We start from the raw sequence: 20,660 nt of genomic DNA, 5'->3' as shown, positions 1-20,660 counted from the left end.
CTCCTGTTTGGGAGGAGGAATCACAAAACAAAGCACAGTGGAAGCCCTTTTGAGTCAAACTTTATGCGCTTTGGTATGACTGCCAGTCGCAGAGATATTCGCCGCCATGGCCGAGTTCCAGCGTGCCGGGGAAGAAATAAAGCTCGGTTGCCGAACTGACGATATCGGCAATATTGGCAAAAAGCTCGCAGCGTATGAAGGCGATGTAATCCGCTGGATCGACCAGACGAAGATCGGTTGCGACCTCGCGCAGGTTCCGGGCAATGATCGCCTCGCGTTCGTTCGAGAATTGCAGGCTCTTCATGGTTTCACCGCCGATCTGGGGGAACAGGCTGTCACTGTTCTGAAATATATAAAAATCATTGCTATCCATCAATGTATTGCATGTCGCGTGTTGATGACCCGGATAAGCTCGGCCACTGCCTTGTAGAATTCCGGCGCGATCATCTGGTCGACATTGACCTGTTTATAGAGGGCGCGTGCCAGCGGAACATCCTCGAAGATCGGGATGGAGTGCTGTGCTGCTATTTCTCTGATCTTCAACGCTATGAGATCCTGTCCCTTTGCAACGACGACCGGGGCCGCGTCCTGATCGGGCTTGTAACGCAGTGCTACGGAAAAATGAGTCGGATTTGCGACAATCAGGGTTGCCGTCGGAACGGTGTTGATCATGCGGCGGCGGGCACGGTCACGGCCAAGCGAGCGCAGACGCGATTTGACCAGCGGGTCACCTTCCGACTGCTTCAGCTCGTCCTTGACCTCCTGTCGCGTCATGCGCAGTTCCTGCCGCCAGTGAATGCGTGACCAGGCAAGGTCAAAACCGGCAATTGCCGTTATGGCCAGCACATTGGCGACGAGCAGGCGTACCATGTTCTCGCGCAGGAATTCCGGCAAAGCGCTCGGGTCGGAAGCGACGGCATCGGTGAAAAGACTGTTGCCGTTGAAGAAAACGATAAAGACGATGACGCTTGCGGCGAAAAACTTTGCCAGCGATTTGAGAAACTCCACTTGACCGGCGCGCCCGAAAATCCGCTGCCATCCCTTGAGTGGGGATATGCGCGACGCCTGCGGGCGGATGCGTTCGCCAACGAAACGCGGCGCATTCTGGAAGGCGGAGGCCGCAATGCCCGCAAGCGGAATGATGATAAACACCGGCACAAGCGCCGCACCGACCGCCAGCGCCAGCACGCCGAACAGACGGCTTGCATCTTCCGCGCTGTTCAAGAGCCAGTCCTCGGGGCGGTCGATCAGTTCACGCAGGAAGACGGCGAGCTTCGTGGTGGCGGGTCCGGCGACAAAGACCGCGATAATCAGAAAGGAAGCGATACCGGCGAGGATCGGCGTTTCGCGGGAGAAGGGCATATTGCCCTTTTCCAAGGCGTCGCGGATCTTCTGCTCGGTGGCTTCTTCTGTTTTGCTTTCCTTGTCGGCATCATCGGCCATGCGTCACCCAGGCATTAAGCAGCGGTTTCGCTGGCGTCGAGGGTGATGATACCGCGCTCGGAAAGGTCGATGGCGATACGGGCTATCGTGCGACGCGCATCGGCAATGTTCTGCGCGGTTATGTTGCCCTGTTCAGCGCCAAGCTCGGTTTCCACCATGCGGCGACCGCGGGTCGAGAGCGAGGAGAGAACAAGTTCCTGAAGCCTTGTGTCGGCCCCGCGCAGCGCGGTTGCGATCTGTTCCGTCTGCACCTCATCGAAGAGCAGCAGGCGCGCGCGCTGCGACAAGCGCTCGATGTCTTCAAAGGTGAAGAGCTTGGCCTTGATGCGGTTGAGATCGTCGCGGTTGAGATCTTCGAGGCTGGCCATCAGTTCTTCCATCTCGCTTCTGTCGAGCTGGTTGAAGATGTTGGCGATCTGGCCGTGATGCGCCTTGACCGGACCGGCATCGCTGCGGCCAAGAAGATCGCGCCGCAGCACGTCTTCGAGAAGTTCAGCCGCCGCTGGCGCGACATTGCCGATATGGAGCGAGCGCTGCACGACGGCATTGCGCAATTGCGGCGGCAGGACGACGAACAGGCGGGCCGCAAGGTCGGACGGCAGCTTCGACACGATATAGGCGATGATCTGCGGATGCTGGTCCGTCAGATAAGCTTGCAGGCTTTCCACCGGCAGGCGCCCAAGCTGCACCCAGACCGATTCCTGGACAAGCTGCGGCTGGACGCGGTCTTCCAGAACCGCATCGACCTCTTCCTGCGGCAGCGCTTCGCGCAGCAGGCCCTCGAAGCGCTGGGCGGCTTCCGAAACCGGTGCGCCTTCGGCAAAGGAATCCTCGAACTGCTTGACGAGTTGCTCGAAGTCGAGTGGAGAAATCGGCTCCAGCGTGCGGGCATGACCGGCAAGCTTGCGCAAATCCTCGGCATTGAAATGCTTGAGAAGACGCGCGGCGGCAGGCCGTCCGATGGCAACGAGGATCGCCGCCGCCTTTTGTGGGCCGGTCAGCGTATCGACGAGGCCGGTAGCGCCACCTTCAAGATCTTCGGCGAGGGCTTGCTGTTCATTATCGGCCATGGTCACGTCCGTTACTTGCCGATGATTTCGGTGAGGCTGACACCGAAACGCGAGGAATCGTCTTCAAGGACGATCACTTCGCCACGGGCGATGACACGGCCATTGACCACGATATCGACCGGATCACCGATCTGCTTGTCGAGGGTGATAACGGCACCGCGACCGAGCTTCATCAGATTGGCAACCGGCATGGTCGTGCCGCCAAGAACCACCTGAACATCGACAGGAATGCCCATGATGAGTTCGAGATTGGGCTTGGATGGACCTTTCTGTGCGCTGCGCGGCTTTTCCTCGCGCAGTTCCTCAATGGCTTCGTCCAGTTCCTGCTGCATGTTCTTTTCCTTATTGTCGGCGCTCATGCCTGGCCTGCAATCTCAACCGTTGCCTTCTTGACCGCGCGGCGCACGAAAACCGGCAGCGCGTTCTTTTCCTTCGGCAGCGATTGTTCGGTGGCGGTCGCGATCTTGTCTTCGCTGCGTCGCGCGCTGTCGGCAACATTGCGCGCATGGCGAATGTCGCGGGTGAGCGCCTTGCGCAGACGGTTCAGTTCCTCAATGGCCTCTTCCATTTCGCGGCGCACGCGCTGCGTTTCGGCAAGACGGGCTTCGAGCTTGCTATTTTCGTCAGTCAGGTCGGTGCGCTCGCTCTGGATCGCCTTGACGGCGCGCTCCAGCCCGTTTGAGGCGGCAGCAACGCGCAGCGCCAGCACCTTGCCGAGCTTGATCGTCTCATTGGCCTTGCGGCCCACCACGATGAGGGCGGCAAGCGAGGCAAGAGCCATCAATGTGGAAAGCACATTAGCCAGCAACAAGCTCATCGATGAAATCCTCTTCCTGATTGACCGGGTCGCCGACCTTGACCGTAAAATGAATGCCCGATTTGCCGAGCGTGCACTTGAAAAGCTGCTGATCGCCCGCGCGCAGGCGCACCTGCTGCATGGCATCGGTGGGCAGTTTGAGAACCTGACCGATTTCGAGCATCGATAATGCGTCCAGCGTCATCGATCCCTGCTGGATGAAAGCTTCGAGTTCGATGCGCGCGCGGCTCACTTCGTGGCGCATCTTCTTCGCCCAACTCGGATCGGCCTGATCCATCGGGCGGCGCAGAAAGGCTGCCACGGCATCCTGCATCGGCTTGTGCGTGCTGCGCGGCAGAAGCAGGTGCACCTGCCCGGTCTTGCCCGCGGCAGTAACATCGATGCGGCAGGAAAAAAGGCGCGAGCGTTCGAAATTCTCACGGTCGAATTCGGCGGTATCGATGCATTCACCGGCGGTAAAAAGCCTCACGCCGGTTCCGGCAAAGACCTGATCGAGCGAACCGGCGAGATGACCGGCCAGAAGTGCGGCAATCTTCTGTTCCAACATGCCGAAAGGCCGGTCCGCATCGACGGAGCCCATATTTCCGCCCATATTGCCTTGGGCGCCGAACATGGCTTCGATGACGGAGAAGACGAGTGCGGCATCGGCGGCCACATAAAGCGTGCAGCCCCATTGCTCGGCCTTCAGCGGCGCGATGATCGCGGCCTTGTCGAGAATATCGCCAAAGGCGGCATCGTCGGTGCTTTCCACCTGGCCTGCTTCAACGTCGAATGCGGCCGCGCAGCCTTGTTTCAGCCGATCACAGAAATGCGTCGAGGCATCCTTGAACACATGGGCAAGCGATTTCAGGTCGTCGCCCGAAAGGCCCGCTGCGCGCAGCAGGTTCTCGGCCAGAACATCGTTTTTGCGGTTTTGCCCCAATGTGGCGGTTTCGGGGGTGTTCATCTTACGCCGCCTGCTGGGTCGGCGCACTCGCCATGGTTTCCTGCTCGACCACATCAATGGTCGGGCGATCATAGGCGGAGATGGTCTTGCGGCCATATTCCACGGCGATCTGCGGCAGGGAGCCGTTCATATAGGCGAGAAGCGTCTGCTTCACGACGATATAGAGGCGATTGTTCTTTTCGCGGGTCGATTTGATCTTGGCTGCAATCGGGCCGACGACACCGTAGGAGAAGAAGATACCGGCAAAGGTGCCGACAAGCGCCGCGCCGATCAGGTGGCCCAGCACTTCCGGCGACTGGTCCAGCGCGCCCATGGCCTTGATGACGCCCAGCACGGCGGCGACGATGCCGAGCGCGGGCAGGGCTTCGGAAATGCTGACCATGGCGTGATAGGGCTTCAGCTTGTCGCGGGCGATGGTGTGGATTTCCTCGTCCATCAGTGCTTCGATTTCATGCGAGCGCACATTGCCGACGATGATGAGGCGGCAATAGTCACAGATGAAATTGGTGAGATCCTCTTTCTTCAATACGCTGGGGTAGGCCTGAAAGATCGGCGATTCCTTCGGATTGTCGATGTGCACTTCCACTTCGTTGCGCGACTTGGCACGCAGCTCGCGCATCAGGCTGTAGAGCACGCCCAGAACGTCGAGATAATCGCGCTGCTTGGGAACCGCATTGCTGAACGCTTCCATGCAGGCGCGGCCCGTATCTTTCACGAGCGAAAAAGGGTTGGCGATGAAGAAGGTCCCGAGTGCGGCACCCAGAATGATGACGAATTCCCAGGGCTGAATGAGCACACTGACATGTCCGCCCATGGCGATAAAGCCGCCCAGCATACAGCCCAGTGTGATGACAAGACCGACGATAATGCCCAAAGCTCGAGACCCCCGCGGATGCAACTCCCTGAAAGCTGTCCGTGATCTGGATGAGATCGGGATGGCGCTCAGGCTTTTGATTGATTGTGCATCCGGAAAAACCTTTCGGACTATTCAGGATGCACCACGACTGCATCTTATGGGCTGCGCCTTGCGCGAAGCTTGCTAGGTGCATCCCGCAAACCGGTTTTCAGCATAAGATGCGCGTCAAAACAAAAGATAGGGCTTCTCAATGATCCAGTGCCTAACCATGATGCTTGGCTGGATTTCAATGGGTTAAAAGAGGCCAATAGCCTGCTTTAGATTGGTAGAGTCGGTGTCTTGGTATGAAATATTATGTGTAGAGCTGATGTGGCACGTATAGTATATTGAAATTATTCAATAAATTTGCGAGATGACTCCAGAAAGAATGAAAAATAGTCACGGTATTGTTGGCGTTATATTGTTTTTTAATTTAAACTTATCACGGGAAAAGTTATTGCTGGTGAGAATATCCATTCCTTCTTTTCTTTTAATAAAAATATTCCTTGCTATTTTAAACATTTCATCATTATTCTTGTCTCTTTGATTTACGGTAAAATTACCTACATATGCTGCAGATGAAATTATTGTCGCTACACCTGCGGTAATCACATTTGCATTATTTATGTCCCATTTATCACCATAATTGCGCCACGAGATAAATAAAAACGTTAAACCAATTGCAACTAAAGCTAAAATAATAGATCCAATTGGAATGCCACTGGTGTAGTTGTTAATTCTCATTGAAATAAAATTGAATTGTGCTTTCATTCTTTTAATATTATGAATATATTCTTTGTTGTCGAGTATCTCTTTCCTATATTTATGTGGGTTGTCAAGAAAATGCTGTGCTCTAAGAAAGCTATCACACTCAATGAATTTCTCTATCTGGTTGTAATCAAGGCTATTTGCTGCATCTATAACGGAATTTACAAACGGTCCCCGAATTTCTCTTGACATAATACCACAAAAATATTCAAGCTTATTTGTCAGGAAATCAGGTATGCGGATAGTTTTTTCATGATAAATATTGTTCAGGCTTGTATCTATAAGGTGTCGTTCAATTGAATTGTTAATACTATTAATATCTTTATTATTTAATATAAAGTTTTGATAATCGGTTTCTGTGGTTGCATCTGGTACAATTTGTATTTGAGTAATGTGATGAATTGGACTGGTTCTCGTGCTCGGCGCACGTGTATTTCTGCTAAAATTACTTGATATGCTATTTTGTGAAGCGCGTGATGTATTAACCATTATAAAATCCTTTTATAATTTTAAATTATATTAATTACCCACATAGCATGAATTATCAATATTCAATAAATTGGTATCTATTATTTATAATAATTATTATACTGTATATATGTGTATGCGCTCGAGAGTTATAACGCATGCCGGAAAGTGCGAAGCGCTTTACAGAACAAAATGCGCGTAAAATACGTGGATTGAGCATTTCTGATGATTCAGGCAAAACAGAAAATACTCTCAAGTGACGATTGTTGAGTTGCACCAGCTTCGGGCAAGCTTGACCCTTCATGAAATGAACGAACGCATTTTCAGTTAAAGGGCAGAGCGGCTTGACATTGGATAATGCGATGCACGTGAAAGCTGTAAGGGGGCATGCGCATGGTCGATACGATGACGAGCTATCGCCTGATCGCGGCGGATATGACGCGGTCGTTGCAGCGTGTTTCTAAGGAACCGTTGGTGGAGCGGGAAACCGCCTATTACAAGGAAAATATCGGCAAGGTGAAGTCCATCGATGATTTCATGGCCGATAGCCGCCTTTATAATTATGCGATGAAGGCGTTCGGTCTGGAAGACATGGCTTTCGCCAAGGCGTTTGTCCGCAAGATATTGACCGAGGGCGTCACGAGCGACGATGCCATGGCCAACAAGCTGACCGACAAGCGCTATAAGGAATTTGCGACCGTCTTCGATTTCGCAGGCAAGGGCGCGGAGGCGACTGAGAGCACGGCGGCCCAACAAGGCGTCGTGGACAAATATCTTCGTCAGACGCTGGAAACGGAAGCGGGCAGCCAGAATGAAGGCGTACGGCTGGCGCTCTATTTCGCACGCAAGGCGCCGACCATCACCAACGCCTATGAAATCCTTGGCGACAGGGCGCTGGTGTCGATGATCCAGACGACCTTCGGCTGGCCTTCCAGCATATCCAATGCCGATATCGACAGACAGGCGAAGATGATCGAGGACAAGATCGACTTCACCAAAATGTCCGATCCCGATTATGTGTCGAAGCTCATTTCGCGCTTTACCGCCATGTATGAGATGAACAATCCGACCGCAAGCAGCCCGGCCTCTATCGCCTCCCTGCTTCTGGGCGGAACGTCTTCCGTCGGCATTTCGATGGATATCCTTAACACCTTGCAGAACTTCAAGCCGGGCGGGCGTTAGGCGATGCAGAATAATTCGATCTATGTCGGGCTTTCGTCGCTCATCACGCTGGAACGGCGGATGGATGCCATTGCTCACAATGTCGCCAATGTCTCCACGGTCGGTTTCCGGGGCGAAGGCACCAAGTTCGATACCATCGTTTCGAACAAGGCCAGCGACGATGTGAGTTTCGCGACCGCCGGCAAGAGCTTCATCCGTACCGAAGCAGGCCCGATGATAAAGACCGACAATCCGCTGGATGTTGCCGTCAAGGGCGATGTCTGGATGTCGATCTCCACGCCGCAGGGCCAGATTTACACCCGCGACGGGCGTATGAACATGCTGCCGACGGGCGATCTCGTCTCCGTTACCGGCCATCCGGTTCTCGATGTCGGCGGTGCGCCCATTGTGCTCAATCCCGATGGCGGCGCACCGAAGATTTCGAGCGACGGCGCGATCTACCAGAACGGCGCGCAGATCGGCGCCATCGGCCTTTACGCGATCCCCGCCGATGCGGAGCTGACCTATGCGGGTACGTCCGGTGTGATCCCCAACAAGCCCGCCCAGCCGGTGGTGGACGACAACAGCGTGGGCGTCGTGCAGGGTATGATCGAGGGATCGAATGTCGATGCCATGACGGAGATGACCCGCCTCATCAGCGTGAGCCGCGCGTTTGAACAGGTCAATAATCTGTTGTCGCAGCAGGAAAGCACGGTCTCTGAAGCGATCAAGACGCTGGGCTCTAGAAACGGATGATGCCAGACCTGCCGCTCTCGCGTCTCGCCGCCTTTGCTCGTCAGCAATCGGTGGCGCTAAAGCCGCTGACCGGCATCGGCGGAACGGTATGCGACGTGTCGCGTTCGGCCATTGCCGTGCGCGGACTTTCGCGCGATGCGCGTTTGGGCGATGCGGTGGCGATCCATGCGCAAGGCAATCAGTGCCTTGCCGAGATCATCCGCGTTGCCGACACGCAGGTGCTGGTAAAGCCCTTTGACGACCGCATCATTCCCGCGCTTGGGGCTGCGGTTTTCGAGGAAGGGCCGCTCAGAATCCGCCCGGCACCGGAATGGCGCGGGCGTGTCATCAATGCGCTGGGGCAAGCGGTGGACGGAAAGGGCGCATTGCAGCCCGGCACGCGGCCCATGGCGTCCGAGAGCCTTGCGCCTGCAGCTTTGCGCCGCGCGCGGGTGGACCGGGGCTTGCGCACCGGCGTCAATGTCATCGATATTTTCACGCCGCTTTGCTTTGGCCAGCGCATCGGCATCTTTGCGGGTTCGGGCGTCGGCAAGTCGACGCTGCTTGCCATGATGACGTGCGCGGCGGATTTCGACACGGTGGTACTGGCGCTGACCGGCGAGCGCGGACGCGAAGTGCGCGAGATGCTGGAAGAAACCATGGCGGGTCACCTCGACAAGACCATCACGATAGTGGCGACGGGCGATGAAAGCCCGATGATGCGCCGCCTTGCGCCCAATACGGCGACGGCCATTGCCGAATATTTCCGCGATCTCGGCCAGAATGTGCTGCTGATCGTCGATTCCGTCACGCGCTTTGCCCATGCGGCGCGCGAAGTGGCGATTGCGGCGGAAGAACCGCCGGTTTCGCGCGGCTATCCGCCAAGCGTCTTCAGCCAGTTGCCGCGCCTGCTGGAACGTGCCGGTCCCGGCATTACGGAAGCAGGCGGCAGCATCACCGGCATCTATTCGGTGCTGGTGGATGGCGACGATCATAACGACCCGGTTTCCGACACGATCCGCGGCACGCTGGACGGCCATATCGTGCTCGACCGCGCAATTGCGGCGCAGGGGCGCTTTCCGGCGGTCGATATTCCGGGTTCCGTTTCGCGCCTTGCAAAGCACAACTGGACGCCGGAACAGCGCAAGCTGGTCAGCCAACTACGCGGGATGGTTGCCCGTTTCGAGGAAACACGCGATCTGCGCGCCATCGGCGCCTATCAGAAAGGCCATGACGGCCTTCTGGATCAGGCGGTCGATCTTGTGCCGCGCATTTACGACGCCTTGCAGCAATCGCCGGAAACCGGCCTATCGGACGATCCCTATAACGAGCTTGCCGCGGCTCTGCGCGGCGACAGACAGGCGCAACACGCATGATGACGGGCTTTCGCAAGACAAAGGAAGAGAAACGCCTTGCAGATCTGACGGCGGAGGTCGAGGCTGCTGCACGGCAGGAGGGCATGAAGAAACCGCAAAGCAAGGTAGATCGCTACCTGAAAGTCGCGGCCATCACGCTTGCCGCCGGAAGCGCGATGCTGCCTTTCGTCACCTATCTCCAGCGTGCCGATCTTGGTTCGCCTGAAAAGGCAGAACGAAAGATTATCGATCCGCTGGACCGCTCGGAGCAGAAGACGGTGCGCCGTTTCCCGTCCTTCCGCCCGTCCGAACAGGTCGCACCGAATGCTGACGTGGACAACACGATGACAGGCTCGGTCATGTCCAATGGCAAGGGGCTTCCCGGAACCGGTATGGGCAATGGCGATGATGGAAGCGGGGAAGGGCAGGCGTTCCCGAAGCCGGTTTTCGCACTGCGCGAGGTTGTCGGCGGCATGGCGATGATCGAGGATTCGTCGGGCTATTGGTTTGTTGAAAAAGGCTCGCTGCTGCCCGATGGCAGTCACCTTGTGTCAATCGGTCGGGGTGCCGGCACCTGGCAGCTTACGACGTCGTCGGGTGATGTTGTTGAAATGCGGAGGTAAGGCAATAAGGCAGTAGGGCAGTATGTTAAGGGAATAGGGGAATAAGGGGGTAGGGGAGTATGTTTTGCGATTGCGTTATCCTGCTTCCTTCTGATGCCGGATGGCCAGCACGGTAATCGCATCATCACGAATATGATAACGGGCGATATAGCCACTATCCCCGAAATCGATCAGCCATTCCCGGTACTGTTCCGGTAAATCCTCTATCAGGCGTCCCATGCGAGGATATGTACCAAGGGCTTTTACGCCCTGAATAATCGCATCTGCCGCGCGCTTCGCGGCATTTGGATTTTTGGTGCGAAGAAAGGCGCGAAGTCTCTCAAGATCACGAATTGCCGCTTGGGCGAAAATCACTTGTGGCATTCAGGTGCAGGAAGTTCCCCTTCCGTCCCCCAACCGGATAACCACTTTTCGACTTCATCGGCAGTTGCATGCAGGCCATTTGATTCAAAATCATCCCAAGCCTTGAGCGTCTCCTGCCGCAAGACTTCCCGCTTTTCCTCGCGCTCGACATATTGGGTGATTGCTTCGCGCATGATCCAGTGGGCCGATCGGCGGCGCGTTTCAGCAAGTTGCTGGACACGGCCTTTCAGCTCCTCGTCAAGCTTGAGCGACGTAGGCGATGCCATGGCGCTATCTCCGATAGTAAAAGGTAATACCTAGTATAAGGGCAGTAGGGCAGTAGGGCAATAAGGCAGTATGTTAAGGGAATAGGGGAATAAGGGAGTAGGTTTTGGTTGCGCATGACCGCAACCACCATATTCTTCACTGCCCTACTGCCTTAACCCGCAAGCTTGACGCAAGTTCCGGCCTTTAAGTTAACCAACGGTAAAGGCGGGAAACTCCATGAGCTCCATTCATCTTTTCGATCTGGCTGCAAGGCAGGCGCAGTGGCTGTCGGTGAGACAGGCCACCGTTGCGGGCAATGTTGCCAACGCGAACACGCCGGATTTCCGTGCGCGGGACGTGCAGCCCTTCGCGGATGTGCTGGACAAGACGCAGCTTACCATGGCTGCCACCAGTCCTTTGCATCTGGAAGCGGGAGCCGATGGGATCGCCGGTGCGCGCCTGCGCCCGGACGATATCACCGAGCAGACCCATTCTGGCAATACGGTCGATGTCGAACAGGAAATGATGAAGGCTGGTGAAATCGCCCGCGAATATTCGCTCAACACAAGCATCGTCAAGGCGTTTCATCGCATGATGCTTTCGGTCGCGAAGGGTTAGCCATGTCTTCCGATGCCTTGCAAAGCACATTGAAAATCGCAGCGTCGGGCCTTTCGGCCCAATCGACGCGTCTGCGCATCGTTTCCGAAAATATCGCCAATGCGCAGTCCACCGCCAAGACTGCCGATGCCGATCCCTATCGCCGCAAGACGGTTTCTTTCCGCACCGAGCTGGAGCAGGGAACAGGAGCTGCCGAAGTGCGCATCGCCGAAGTCGGCAAGGACACATCGCCCTTCATCGAACAATATGAGCCAAGCCACCCCGCAGCGGATGAGCGCGGCTATGTCCGCTATCCAAATGTCAACATGGTCGTCGAAATGGCGGATATGCGCGAAGCCAATCGATCCTATGAAGCCAATTTGCAGGTTGTGAGGCAGGCCCGTGAGCTGATCTCCATGACCATCGATCTCTTGAGGAGCACATAATGTACGACTCGATCATGAGCATTTCGGCGCGCAATGCCCTGTCGCGCCTGTCGGAAACCGTCGCTGAAAAGGGCGTGGGTTCCACTTCTGCGCCGCAGGCCGTTCCGGCCGCTCCCGGCGCTTCGTTCGGCGAAGTCCTGTCGCAGATGACGGATTCCGTCGGGCAGAAATTGCAGGCGGCGGAGGCAACCTCCATTCAGGGCATCAAGGGTGATGTGCCGGTGCGCGATGTGGTCAGCTCCGTCATGGAAGCCGAACAGTCGCTGCAGACGGCCATCGCGATCCGCGACAAGATCGTGCAAGCCTATCTCGAAATCAGCCGTATGCCGATCTGATTTGCGGTAGCCAAGGATAAGTAAGCCATGAAAGCCCTGACGATTGCCGCCACCGGCATGAACGCCCAGCAGCTCAATCTGGAAGTGATTGCCAACAACATCGCCAATATCAACACGACCGGCTTCAAGCGGGCGCGGGCTGAGTTTTCCGATCTTCTCTATCAGTCCGAGCGTACGGCAGGTGTGCCCAATCAGGCAAACCAGGCAATCGTGCCGGAAGGCGCGCTGGTCGGTCTTGGCGTGCAGACGGCGGCAGTGCGAAACCTCCACATCCAGGGCAGTTTTACCCAGACCGGCAATCCTTTCGATCTGGCATTGACCGGCAAGGGTTGGTTTCAAATTCAGAGTCCCACAGGCGAAACACTTTATACACGCGCCGGTGCATTCAATACGAATGCTGACGGTCAGCTTGTGACGCTCGACGGCAATCTTGTTTTACCGGGAATAACGATTCCTGAAAATACGTTGGAAATTACAGTCAACGAGTCTGGACAGTTATTTGCAAAAGTAGCAGCAGCAGGTGGGACAGAAGTAGTTCCGATGAACGAACAGCTACAGCTTGCAAACTTCACCAATGAAGCCGGTCTGGAACCGCTCGGCGGTAATCTTTATCGCGAAACGGAAGCCTCCGGCGGACCTGTTACAGGCGATCCGGGATCTGCCGGTTTCGGCTCGGTCAAGCAGGGCTATCTCGAAGCATCGAATGTCGATCCGGTGAAGGAAATCACCGATCTCATCACGGCGCAGCGTGCCTATGAAATGAACTCGAAAGTCATTCAGGCTGCGGACGAAATGGCTGCAACTGTGTCGAAGAACATGCGCTAATGGTGATTGCGATGGGGTACCTGAAGGCAGTTTTGCGAAATACGGGGTTGGCGGCGGTGGCCGGGTGCGCTCTGTTGGGTGTCGCCGCCGCTCATGCAGCCGAACATATGGCTTTCCTTGTGCCTTCGGCAACTGTCTATCCGGGGCAAGTCGTGAGCAATGTTTCACTCCTGGAGAAAAAATTCTATATCAACCCTCCCGCCGCAAAGCAGTATGTGCTGTCGCTCGAACAGGCTGACGGCAAGGTGGCACGCAGGACGCTGCTCCCCGGCAAGCCGATCCTCGTTTCCGCATTGGGCGAGCCGTCTCTGGTCACGCGCGGCGTGCCTGCACCGCTGGTCTTTACGGCCGGTACGCTGGTCATAACCGCCATGGGCACGCCACTCGAATCCGGTGCGGCAGGTGATTTCATCAAGGTTCGTAACGTCGACAGCGGCATTATCGTGTCCGGCACGGTGCTCGCAAATGGTCGTATTCAGGTGGGGATGCAGTGAGAGCCTGTTCCAAAAGTCGCCATACCGGTCTGCAAATGGCGCTTTTCTGCGTTCCGGTGCTCATGGCTTTTTTGCTCGCATATTCTTATCCGAAAAGTCTGCAACTTTTCGGGAATATGCGTAAGCACACTGCGCTCCGGTACTCGAAAATCACCATTTTCGCCTCGGCCTGCCGCTTTTGGATTCAGGCTCTGCGAAAGACTTGCGCCGCCCTTATAACCGCTTTGGCACTCATTTTTCAGCCCGTCGCGGGCTTTGCGGATGAATCGTCGAAGAATGCGCGCGAATTCGGTTCGGCTGTGGATGCCGATGCCGATTGGCTCGGTTCCGGCGGCGATCCGTCGAAAATGGCCTATGCCGAGCTTGGCCGGGGCAGTGCGGTTGCGCGCCTGAAGGATATCGCCACCATTCAGGGCGTGCGCGAAAACCAGCTTGTGGGCTATGGTCTTGTCATCGGCCTCAAGGGCACCGGCGACAGCCTGCGCAATTCGCCGTTTACCGAACAATCCATGCGCGCCATGCTGGATAATCTTGGCATCAGCGCGCCGCGCAATTCCACCCGTTCCAAGAATACCGCAGCCGTCATCGTGACCGCCAACCTGCCCGCCTTTGCCGGTGCCGGTTCACGCATCGATGTGACGGTTTCGTCGCTCGGCGATGCCACATCGCTCCAGGGCGGCACGCTGGTCATGACCCAGCTCATGGGTGCTGACAACCAGATTTATGCGGTGGCGCAGGGCAATATGATCGTATCCGGCTTTTCGGCGGAAGGCGAAGCTGCAAACGTGACGCAGGGTGTGCCGACTTCCGGGCGCATCCCCAATGGTGCGCTGGTCGAGCGCGAGGTGGCAGGTAATTTCGGCAAGGAAAGAGAAATGATCGTCGAGCTGCGCGAGCCCGATTTCACCACTGCCGTGCGCGCTGCCGATACGATCAACGTCTTTGCCAAGCGCCGCTACGGTCGCGGGGTGGCCATTGCGCGCGATGCCAAGACGATCCGCCTGTCGCGCCCGAAGAATGTGCCCGCCGCGCGCTTCCTCGCAGAGATCGAGGGCCTGCCGATCACCACCGATGAAGTGGCCCGCGTGGTGGTGGACGAGCGGACCGGAACCGTCGTCATCGGCGAGAAGGTGCGCATTTCCAAGGTCGCCATCAGCCACGGCAGCCTGACGGTTCGTGTGACGGAAACGCCGATGGTTGTCCAGCCCGAGCCGTTCAGCGACGGCGTGACGGCTTTCGAACCGAACACCGATATCGCCGTCAACCAGCAGAACGCCAAGATCGGCATTCTGACAGGCGCAAATCTTGAAAACCTGGTGAAGGGCCTGAACCAGATCGGCGTCAAGCCGACCGGCATCATCGCGATCTTGCAGGCTATCAAGACATCCGGCGCACTTCATGCGGAATTGGTGGTCCAATGATTATGGCGCATAAATTGATCCGGTATGGTTCGGCGGCGGCGCTGCTTCTCGCGGCCTCCGTTCCCGCTTTTGCCGATCCGCCTGCGCTCGGCAATCTCGATGAAATCCGTAAGTTCTGCGGCAATATCGACGATCAGGCGGCGGATGCGCGCTATGCGCTGCAGGCCAGGCAATTGACCGAGCTGAAGGCCGATGTCGAGGAGCGGATGCGCGCGCTTGAGGAAAAGCGCCGCGAATATGAAATGTGGCTGAAGCGCCGCGACGCGTTCGTCAGCAAGGCACAGGATTCACTGGTCGACATCATCTCGAAAATGAAGCCGGATGCGGCGGCGGCACAGATGGCGCTGATTGGCGATGAAGCGGCAGCGGCCCTGATCCTCAAGCTCAATCCGCGCGTATCCAGCATCATCCTCAATGAAATGCCGCCGGAAAAGGCGGCCAAGCTGGCACGCGTCATCGTCGGTTCGCAACGCACGACGACCGCGCCGCAGCCTGTCAGGGATCAGCGTGCCGCAGCGCAGACCGGGAATACGGTGCAATGAAAAACAACATGAACAAAACGATCCTTGCAGCAACAATGGTTGTCCTTCTGGCCGGTTGTGCCACCAGGCCGGAGGAAATCGGCCGCGCGCCCGACCTGTCACCAGTCGCCGCCCATCTTGGTATGCAGAACAATCCTCAATTCAACGGCTATCCGGTTCGCCCGAACAAGGCGTCCTATTCGCTATGGGATCAGCGCTCGACCAATTTCTTCAGGGATCCGCGCGCGGCCACACCGGGCGATGTTCTGACTGTCATCATTTCCATCAATGACCGCGCCAATCTCGACAACAAGACGGATCGCGAGCGTGTGTCGAAGGGCATTTACGGCGCTGGCGGCTCGTTTGCGACCAGCAGCATCACGGGCGCTGCGGCGGGCGGCGACATGGATGCTTCGGTCAACACCCATTCCGACAGCAAGTCGAAGGGCAAGGGCACCATCGAGCGCAGCGAAGATATCCGTCTGCAGGTCGCGGCCATCGTCACCGACACGCTGCCGAACGGCAATCTCATCATCCGCGGATCGCAGGAAGTGCGCGTGAACAATGAATTGCGCGTGCTGAACGTCGCCGGTGTCGTGCGCCCGCGCGATATTTCCGGCAACAACACGATTTCCTACGACAAGATCGCCGAAGCCCGCATTTCTTATGGCGGGCGTGGACGTCTGAGCGAGATTCAGCAGCCGCCTTACGGCCAGCAGATTCTCGATCAGGTTTCTCCGTTTTAGGGCACTGAGCATGAGTGACACGACGGCAACGGAAAAGGATGGCAAGGCGAAGGGCTCCCTGACGGGGCTGCTGGCGGCTGTCGCGGTCCTGACCGTCATCGCGGGCGGCGGCGGCTGGTATCTGGGCGGCATGATTTCCGCCGATCAGCTGGCATCGGCGAGGCCCTCCGGCAAGGAAGACAAGCCGAAAAAGGGCGATTTCGAATCGCGCTCCATCGGTACCGTCGTGCCCTTGCAGCCTATCGTGACCAATCTCGGCATTCCGCAGAACACATGGGTGCGTCTGGAAGCTTCGCTGGTGGCAAAGCCGGGCCATGAAATTCCGGCGGCGGTGGCGGCGAGCGTCGGCGATGATTTCCTGAGCTTCCTGCGCAGCGTCAATCTCATGCAGTTGCAGGGCGCGGCGGGTCTTGCCTATTTGCGCGCCGATCTTGAAGAGCGCGCGCGCCTGCGCTCGGAAGGCGCGGTCGACCGCGTTTTCATTTCGGCACTGGTCGTAGAATGAAAAAACTCCTTGGCCTTGGCGTCCTCCCGACGCTTGCTCTCACCGTTTCGGCACAGGCGCAACAGGCGCTGACGCTCGACAATCTTCTGCCTGCGGGCAGCGGGGCTGCGAGCGGTCAGATCGTGCAATTGTTCGGGCTTCTGACGGTGCTTTCCATTGCGCCGGGCCTGCTCATCATGGTCACGAGTTTCACGCGCTTTGCCATCGCGTTCTCACTCCTGCGGTCCGGGCTTGGCCTCCAGACCGCGCCTGCCAGCATGGTGATGATTTCTCTTGCCCTGTTCATGACATTCTATGTCATGGCGCCCGCCTTCGACCGGGCGTGGAACAATGGCGTGCAGCCCTTGATGCGCAATGAAATCACGCAGGAAGCAGCGTTCGGTGAAATATCGCAGCCTTTCCGTGAGTTCATGATGGCACAGGTGCGCGACAAGGATCTGCGCCTGTTTGAAGACCTTGCCGATCCGTCGTTTCGCACCGGAGATGACGGCATCGTCGATTTCCGGGTGCTGGTTCCCGCCTTCATGATTTCGGAACTGCGGCGCGGGTTTGAAATCGGCTTCCTGATCGTGCTGCCATTTCTGGTGATCGACCTCGTGGTGGCGACGCTCACCATGTCCATGGGCATGATGATGTTGCCGCCGACCGTAATCTCGCTGCCGTTCAAGATTCTGTTCTTCGTGCTGATCGACGGCTGGAATATTCTGGTCGGAAGCCTGATACGGTCCTTCTCCTGACCCATTTTGGAACGGCTTGTACAGCGCCAGCCAAAATTCTGCATGAGAATCCGCGAATCCATTAGAATTCGACGGAATAAATTAGCCTTTATTTAATGTTTGGCCTCTAACTGTCGGCTCATGGTGGGTTTCCGCGCGTTACGCGGCAACAGGCATGATGCCGCTCCACTATGCCGGTAATCTAAAAATCCGGCCTGTCCCTCAGTTTGTTTTTCCCAAGGGGCAAAAAACTATGGCTAGCATTCTTACAAATTCGTCGGCTTTGACCGCTCTCCAGACGCTTGCTTCGACCAACAAGTCGCTGGAATCGACCCAGAACCGCATCTCGACCGGCCTTCGCATTGGCGAAGCTGCGGACAATGCTTCGTACTGGTCCATCGCAACCTCGATGAAGTCCGACAACAAGGCCAATTCGGCTGTTCAGGACGCTCTCGGCCTTGGTGCTGGCAAGGTTGACACCGCTTACACTGCGATCAACGACATCAAGGACCAGGTTGACGAAATGAAGAAGCTTCTGGTCAGCGCACAGGGCGCCAGCCAGGAAGACCAGAAGAAGATTGCGACGCAGATTTCTGCGATCCAGTCGCAGATCAAGTCTTCGGCAACCAACGCCAACTACGCTGGTTCCAACCTGCTGGTAAATGACGGCGCTGCCGCTTCGGACCTCAAAGTTGTTGCTTCGTACAATCGCACCGGAAATAGCGTGACGATCGATACGGTAGATGTTGCGGCCTCCAAGACGCAAGTTTTTGGAGCGACCAAAGACGCAACGACTGGTGCGGTTACGGTTGATTATACCCAGGGTCTGGCCAAAGACATCGTTGCTACAGCCTTCTTTGACCCTAGCACCACTGCGCTGGATGATACGAAGATCGAGACAGCTCTTGGCCAGGTGGAAACCGCCCTTAGCGCTCTCACCACCGGTGCAGCAGAACTCGGTGCTGCCAAGTCGCGCATTGACACGCAGAAGAGCTTCATTTCCAAGCTCAGCGATTCGGTTGAAAAGGGCGTTGGTACGCTCGTTGACGCTGACATGAACAAGGAATCGGCTCGCCTGTCGGCTCTTCAGGTTCAGCAGCAGCTCGGCGTTCAGGCGCTGTCGATCGCCAACTCGTCCAGCCAGTCGATCCTGTCGCTGTTCCGCGGCTAATCGATAACTGAGTAAACAGCAAGAGCGCCGGGTTGCCGGCGCTCGCGAGTTCTCAGGTAAATCAGGGGTTCGCATCCGAACCGACCTGATCGGATCGGATGTCTTTGGGCGGAAAACGGGGCGCGGGATTCATTCCGCGCCCCAATTCTTTGCGCTTATTTCCAGTTTCCAGAAGCCCTTGCTTCATCAGCCGCCACTTTCGCGCAAGCTTCGCGGGCTAGTTTGCGTCCATCATGATGGCGGTGGTGTGGATGCAGCAGAATTTCCAGCAATTGATCGAACAGCTCAAGGGTACGCTCGGCAAGCTCGGCGCGCGAAAACTGATCGCGCTCGGACTGGTGGGCGCGGCCCTCATGGGCGCGATCCTCTATACGAGCATCTATCTGAGCCGCCCATCCTATGAGACGCTCTATGTCGGTCTTTCGCGCGACGACGTGAACCGCATGGGCCTCGCGCTCGGTGAAGCAGGCATACCTTTCGATGTCAAAGCCGACGGTTCATCGCTTCTCGTGCCCATCGGTAAGGCGGAAAATGCCCGCATGTATCTGGCCGAAAAGGGCCTGCCGACCTCGAACAATGCCGGTTATGAACTGTTCGATAATATGGGGTCGCTCGGCCTCACCTCGTTCATGCAGGAAATCACCCGCGTGCGTGCGCTTGAAGGCGAAATCGCCCGCACAATCCAGGCCATTCGTGGTGTGAAAGCCGCGCGCGTCCACATCGTCATGGCAGAAAAAGGGTCGTTCCGTCGTGGCGACCAGAAGCCGTCCGCCTCGGTGGTCATCCGCGCCGAAGGTGGCTTTGCCGCCGAATCCGCGCAGTCCATCCGCCAGCTGGTCGCTGCCGCCGTTCCATCGCTTGAGGCTTCCGCCGTCACCGTTCTCGACACCAATGGTCGCCTGCTGGCATCGGCTGGCGAAGCGGCCAATGGCGCAGCCCTCATGACCGCCTCGCTGGAACAGCAGGTTGCAGGCAATGTGGATGACAGCATCCGCAAGGCGCTGGCGCCCTATCTCGGCATGGGGCATTTCCAAACCAGCGTTCAGGCCGTGCTCGATACGGACCGCCGCCAGATCAACGAAACGACCTACGATCCCGATTCCCGTGTCGAGCGTTCGGTGCGTGTTGTCCGGGAAAGCGGCGATTCCCGCAACAATCGCAACGACAATGCGACCGGTGTGGAACAGAACATCCCGCAGGAAGAAATCCAGAACCGCAACGGCGAAAGCTCGACCGAAAAGACCGACCGCCGCGAGGAACTGACCAATTACGAAATGAACAGCAAGACGGTTTCCACCGTCAGCGACGGCTATGCCGTCAAGCGGCTGTCCATAGCCGTGGTCATCGATCAGGCGCGACTTCTGGAAACCGCAGGCACCACGCCGCCGCCTGCCAATTTCGTCGATCAGCAGATCGCCAAGATCCGTGACCTCGTTGCAACGGCTGCCGGTCTCAATGCGGATCGTGGCGACGTCATCAACGTTACGGCGGTGAACTTCCTCGATCCTGTCGGTGCAGACATGGAGCCGGTTTCTACGCCATGGACCGATACGGTGCTTCGCCAGAGCGGCGCCTATGTCAATGCGCTCGCCATTCTCGCCGCTGTCGGTCTTCTGATCTGGTTCGGCCTGCGTCCGCTGCTGCGTGACCAGAACGCCAAGCCGACCGGTACGGAAGTGGCCGTCCGCGAGACAAGCGAAGTGACGACGCCGAATTTCGTCGGCGGTCAGGCGGCAGGCGAGGGCGTGCAGGCCGTCATCGGCGGGCCGGAAGCCTATGCCGACCAGATGAAGACCAGCCTCAGCGATCTTCGCCAGCGCATGCGCATGCCCGCCAAGCTGCGTCTGGAACAGATGATCGACATGGATGAGGAACGTGTCGCCGCCGTTCTCAAACAGTGGATTCACGAAACCGCCGCGAGCCGCGAGGCCCAACCATTGAGGGAGTCGGCGGTAAAGGCTTCGGTCATGCCGGAGCTTGAGGCGGCCTAACG

25 protein-coding genes and 1 pseudogene are annotated in these 20,660 nt (G+C 57.2%); 16 read left to right on the top strand and 10 right to left on the bottom strand.

Going from position 1 to position 20,660, the window contains the following annotated elements; genetic code table 11:
- Positions 1 to 76 precede the first annotated feature (76 nt).
- The 8 genes and pseudogenes from JNC70_RS20910 to JNC70_RS20875 form a co-directional block, all read right to left on the bottom strand.
- Positions 77 to 304: pseudogene (locus tag JNC70_RS20910) on the bottom strand (BspJ family T4SS effector nucleomodulin); the annotation flags it as partial.
- A gap of 68 nt (positions 305 to 372) precedes the next feature.
- Positions 373 to 1,443, bottom strand: coding sequence for a flagellar biosynthesis protein FlhB (gene flhB, locus JNC70_RS20905; protein WP_104756703.1), 1,071 nt, complete (start codon positions 1,441 to 1,443; stop codon positions 373 to 375).
- A 14-nt stretch (positions 1,444 to 1,457) separates the two neighbouring features.
- Positions 1,458 to 2,513, bottom strand: coding sequence for a flagellar motor switch protein FliG (locus tag JNC70_RS20900; RefSeq protein WP_104756702.1), 1,056 nt, complete (start codon positions 2,511 to 2,513; stop codon positions 1,458 to 1,460).
- An 11-nt stretch (positions 2,514 to 2,524) separates the two neighbouring features.
- Positions 2,525 to 2,872, bottom strand: a complete 348-nt coding sequence (gene fliN, locus JNC70_RS20895; RefSeq protein ID WP_104756701.1) for a flagellar motor switch protein FliN — start codon at positions 2,870 to 2,872, stop codon at positions 2,525 to 2,527.
- A complete protein-coding gene (locus tag JNC70_RS20890) occupies positions 2,869 to 3,330 on the bottom strand; it encodes a BAB2_0123 family type IV secretion system effector (RefSeq protein WP_104756700.1) in 462 nt (153 codons plus the stop codon). Before JNC70_RS20890 ends, fliN begins: the two co-directional genes overlap by 4 nt.
- Entirely contained in the window at positions 3,311 to 4,276 is a 966-nt protein-coding gene (locus JNC70_RS20885; protein ID WP_104756699.1) for a FliM/FliN family flagellar motor switch protein, read from the bottom strand. Before JNC70_RS20885 ends, JNC70_RS20890 begins: the two co-directional genes overlap by 20 nt.
- A gap of 1 nt (position 4,277) precedes the next feature.
- Positions 4,278 to 5,150, bottom strand: a complete 873-nt coding sequence (motA, locus tag JNC70_RS20880; RefSeq protein WP_021585290.1) for a flagellar motor stator protein MotA — start codon at positions 5,148 to 5,150, stop codon at positions 4,278 to 4,280.
- 420 nt (positions 5,151 to 5,570) lie between these two features.
- Positions 5,571 to 6,428: a hypothetical protein gene (locus JNC70_RS20875; RefSeq protein WP_146097117.1), complete on the bottom strand. Its 858-nt coding sequence runs from the start codon at positions 6,426 to 6,428 to the stop codon at positions 5,571 to 5,573.
- Positions 6,429 to 6,800: 372 nt separating this feature from the next.
- Between JNC70_RS20875 and JNC70_RS20870 the strand changes: the two genes are divergently transcribed.
- Genes JNC70_RS20870 through JNC70_RS20855 form a run of 4 tightly spaced genes read left to right on the top strand, consistent with a single transcriptional unit; the run spans position 6,801 to position 10,281 of the window.
- Positions 6,801 to 7,589 carry a DUF1217 domain-containing protein gene (locus tag JNC70_RS20870; RefSeq protein ID WP_104756747.1) on the top strand — a complete coding sequence of 263 codons (789 nt, stop codon included), beginning with the start codon at positions 6,801 to 6,803 and terminating at the stop codon, positions 7,587 to 7,589.
- A 3-nt stretch (positions 7,590 to 7,592) separates the two neighbouring features.
- Entirely contained in the window at positions 7,593 to 8,324 is a 732-nt protein-coding gene (flgF, locus tag JNC70_RS20865; RefSeq protein WP_104756697.1) for a flagellar basal-body rod protein FlgF, read from the top strand.
- Positions 8,321 to 9,679, top strand: coding sequence for a flagellar protein export ATPase FliI (fliI, locus tag JNC70_RS20860; RefSeq protein ID WP_104756696.1), 1,359 nt, complete (start codon positions 8,321 to 8,323; stop codon positions 9,677 to 9,679). Before flgF ends, fliI begins: the two co-directional genes overlap by 4 nt.
- Positions 9,676 to 10,281, top strand: coding sequence for a hypothetical protein (locus JNC70_RS20855; protein ID WP_104756695.1), 606 nt, complete (start codon positions 9,676 to 9,678; stop codon positions 10,279 to 10,281). Before fliI ends, JNC70_RS20855 begins: the two co-directional genes overlap by 4 nt.
- A 75-nt stretch (positions 10,282 to 10,356) precedes the next feature.
- Here JNC70_RS20855 and JNC70_RS20850 read toward each other — a convergent pair whose 3' ends face one another.
- Positions 10,357 to 10,644, bottom strand: a complete 288-nt coding sequence (locus JNC70_RS20850; RefSeq protein ID WP_104756694.1) for a type II toxin-antitoxin system RelE/ParE family toxin — start codon at positions 10,642 to 10,644, stop codon at positions 10,357 to 10,359.
- Positions 10,632 to 10,910 carry a CopG family ribbon-helix-helix protein gene (locus JNC70_RS20845; protein WP_104756693.1) on the bottom strand — a complete coding sequence of 93 codons (279 nt, stop codon included), beginning with the start codon at positions 10,908 to 10,910 and terminating at the stop codon, positions 10,632 to 10,634. Before JNC70_RS20845 ends, JNC70_RS20850 begins: the two co-directional genes overlap by 13 nt.
- Positions 10,911 to 11,127: 217 nt before the next feature.
- Between JNC70_RS20845 and flgB the strand changes: the two genes are divergently transcribed.
- The 12 genes from flgB to fliF all read left to right on the top strand — a co-directional run bounded on the left by flgB (position 11,128) and on the right by fliF (position 20,658).
- Positions 11,128 to 11,508, top strand: a complete 381-nt coding sequence (gene flgB / locus JNC70_RS20840; RefSeq protein ID WP_104756691.1) for a flagellar basal body rod protein FlgB — start codon at positions 11,128 to 11,130, stop codon at positions 11,506 to 11,508.
- A 2-nt stretch (positions 11,509 to 11,510) separates the two neighbouring features.
- Complete coding sequence (gene flgC, locus JNC70_RS20835) at positions 11,511 to 11,933, top strand: flagellar basal body rod protein FlgC (RefSeq protein WP_104756690.1); 423 nt, start codon at positions 11,511 to 11,513, stop codon at positions 11,931 to 11,933.
- Positions 11,933 to 12,268, top strand: coding sequence for a flagellar hook-basal body complex protein FliE (fliE, locus tag JNC70_RS20830; RefSeq protein ID WP_104756689.1), 336 nt, complete (start codon positions 11,933 to 11,935; stop codon positions 12,266 to 12,268). Before flgC ends, fliE begins: the two co-directional genes overlap by 1 nt.
- 27 nt (positions 12,269 to 12,295) lie before the next feature.
- Positions 12,296 to 13,093: a flagellar basal-body rod protein FlgG gene (gene flgG / locus JNC70_RS20825; RefSeq protein ID WP_104756688.1), complete on the top strand. Its 798-nt coding sequence runs from the start codon at positions 12,296 to 12,298 to the stop codon at positions 13,091 to 13,093.
- 11 nt (positions 13,094 to 13,104) lie between these two features.
- Positions 13,105 to 13,587, top strand: coding sequence for a flagellar basal body P-ring formation chaperone FlgA (gene flgA / locus JNC70_RS20820; protein WP_104756746.1), 483 nt, complete (start codon positions 13,105 to 13,107; stop codon positions 13,585 to 13,587).
- 35 nt (positions 13,588 to 13,622) lie between these two features.
- The gene (locus JNC70_RS20815; RefSeq protein WP_374788913.1) at positions 13,623 to 15,008 is read left to right on the top strand and encodes a flagellar basal body P-ring protein FlgI; all 1,386 of its coding nucleotides are present in this window, start codon (positions 13,623 to 13,625) and stop codon (positions 15,006 to 15,008) included.
- On the top strand, positions 15,005 to 15,550 hold the full coding sequence (locus JNC70_RS20810; protein WP_104756687.1) for a MotE family protein: 546 nt from the start codon (positions 15,005 to 15,007) through the stop codon (positions 15,548 to 15,550). The genes JNC70_RS20815 and JNC70_RS20810 overlap by 4 nt, the downstream gene beginning before the upstream one ends.
- Positions 15,547 to 16,275 carry a flagellar basal body L-ring protein FlgH gene (gene flgH / locus JNC70_RS20805; protein WP_104756686.1) on the top strand — a complete coding sequence of 243 codons (729 nt, stop codon included), beginning with the start codon at positions 15,547 to 15,549 and terminating at the stop codon, positions 16,273 to 16,275. Before JNC70_RS20810 ends, flgH begins: the two co-directional genes overlap by 4 nt.
- 10 nt (positions 16,276 to 16,285) lie before the next feature.
- The gene (locus JNC70_RS20800) at positions 16,286 to 16,780 is read left to right on the top strand and encodes a flagellar basal body-associated FliL family protein (RefSeq protein WP_104756685.1); all 495 of its coding nucleotides are present in this window, start codon (positions 16,286 to 16,288) and stop codon (positions 16,778 to 16,780) included.
- Positions 16,777 to 17,517: a flagellar type III secretion system pore protein FliP gene (fliP, locus tag JNC70_RS20795; protein ID WP_104756684.1), complete on the top strand. Its 741-nt coding sequence runs from the start codon at positions 16,777 to 16,779 to the stop codon at positions 17,515 to 17,517. Before JNC70_RS20800 ends, fliP begins: the two co-directional genes overlap by 4 nt.
- A gap of 232 nt (positions 17,518 to 17,749) precedes the next feature.
- Positions 17,750 to 18,667: a flagellin N-terminal helical domain-containing protein gene (locus JNC70_RS20790; protein WP_104756683.1), complete on the top strand. Its 918-nt coding sequence runs from the start codon at positions 17,750 to 17,752 to the stop codon at positions 18,665 to 18,667.
- A gap of 236 nt (positions 18,668 to 18,903) precedes the next feature.
- Complete coding sequence (fliF, locus tag JNC70_RS20785; protein ID WP_104756744.1) at positions 18,904 to 20,658, top strand: flagellar basal-body MS-ring/collar protein FliF; 1,755 nt, start codon at positions 18,904 to 18,906, stop codon at positions 20,656 to 20,658.
- Positions 20,659 to 20,660: the final 2 nt, after the last annotated feature.

The sequence above is a fragment of the Brucella oryzae genome (genome assembly GCF_041929965.1).
In the GTDB taxonomy this organism is placed as follows: domain Bacteria; phylum Pseudomonadota; class Alphaproteobacteria; order Rhizobiales; family Rhizobiaceae; genus Brucella; species Brucella oryzae.
This window is presented reverse-complemented; position numbering and strand designations above follow the sequence as displayed.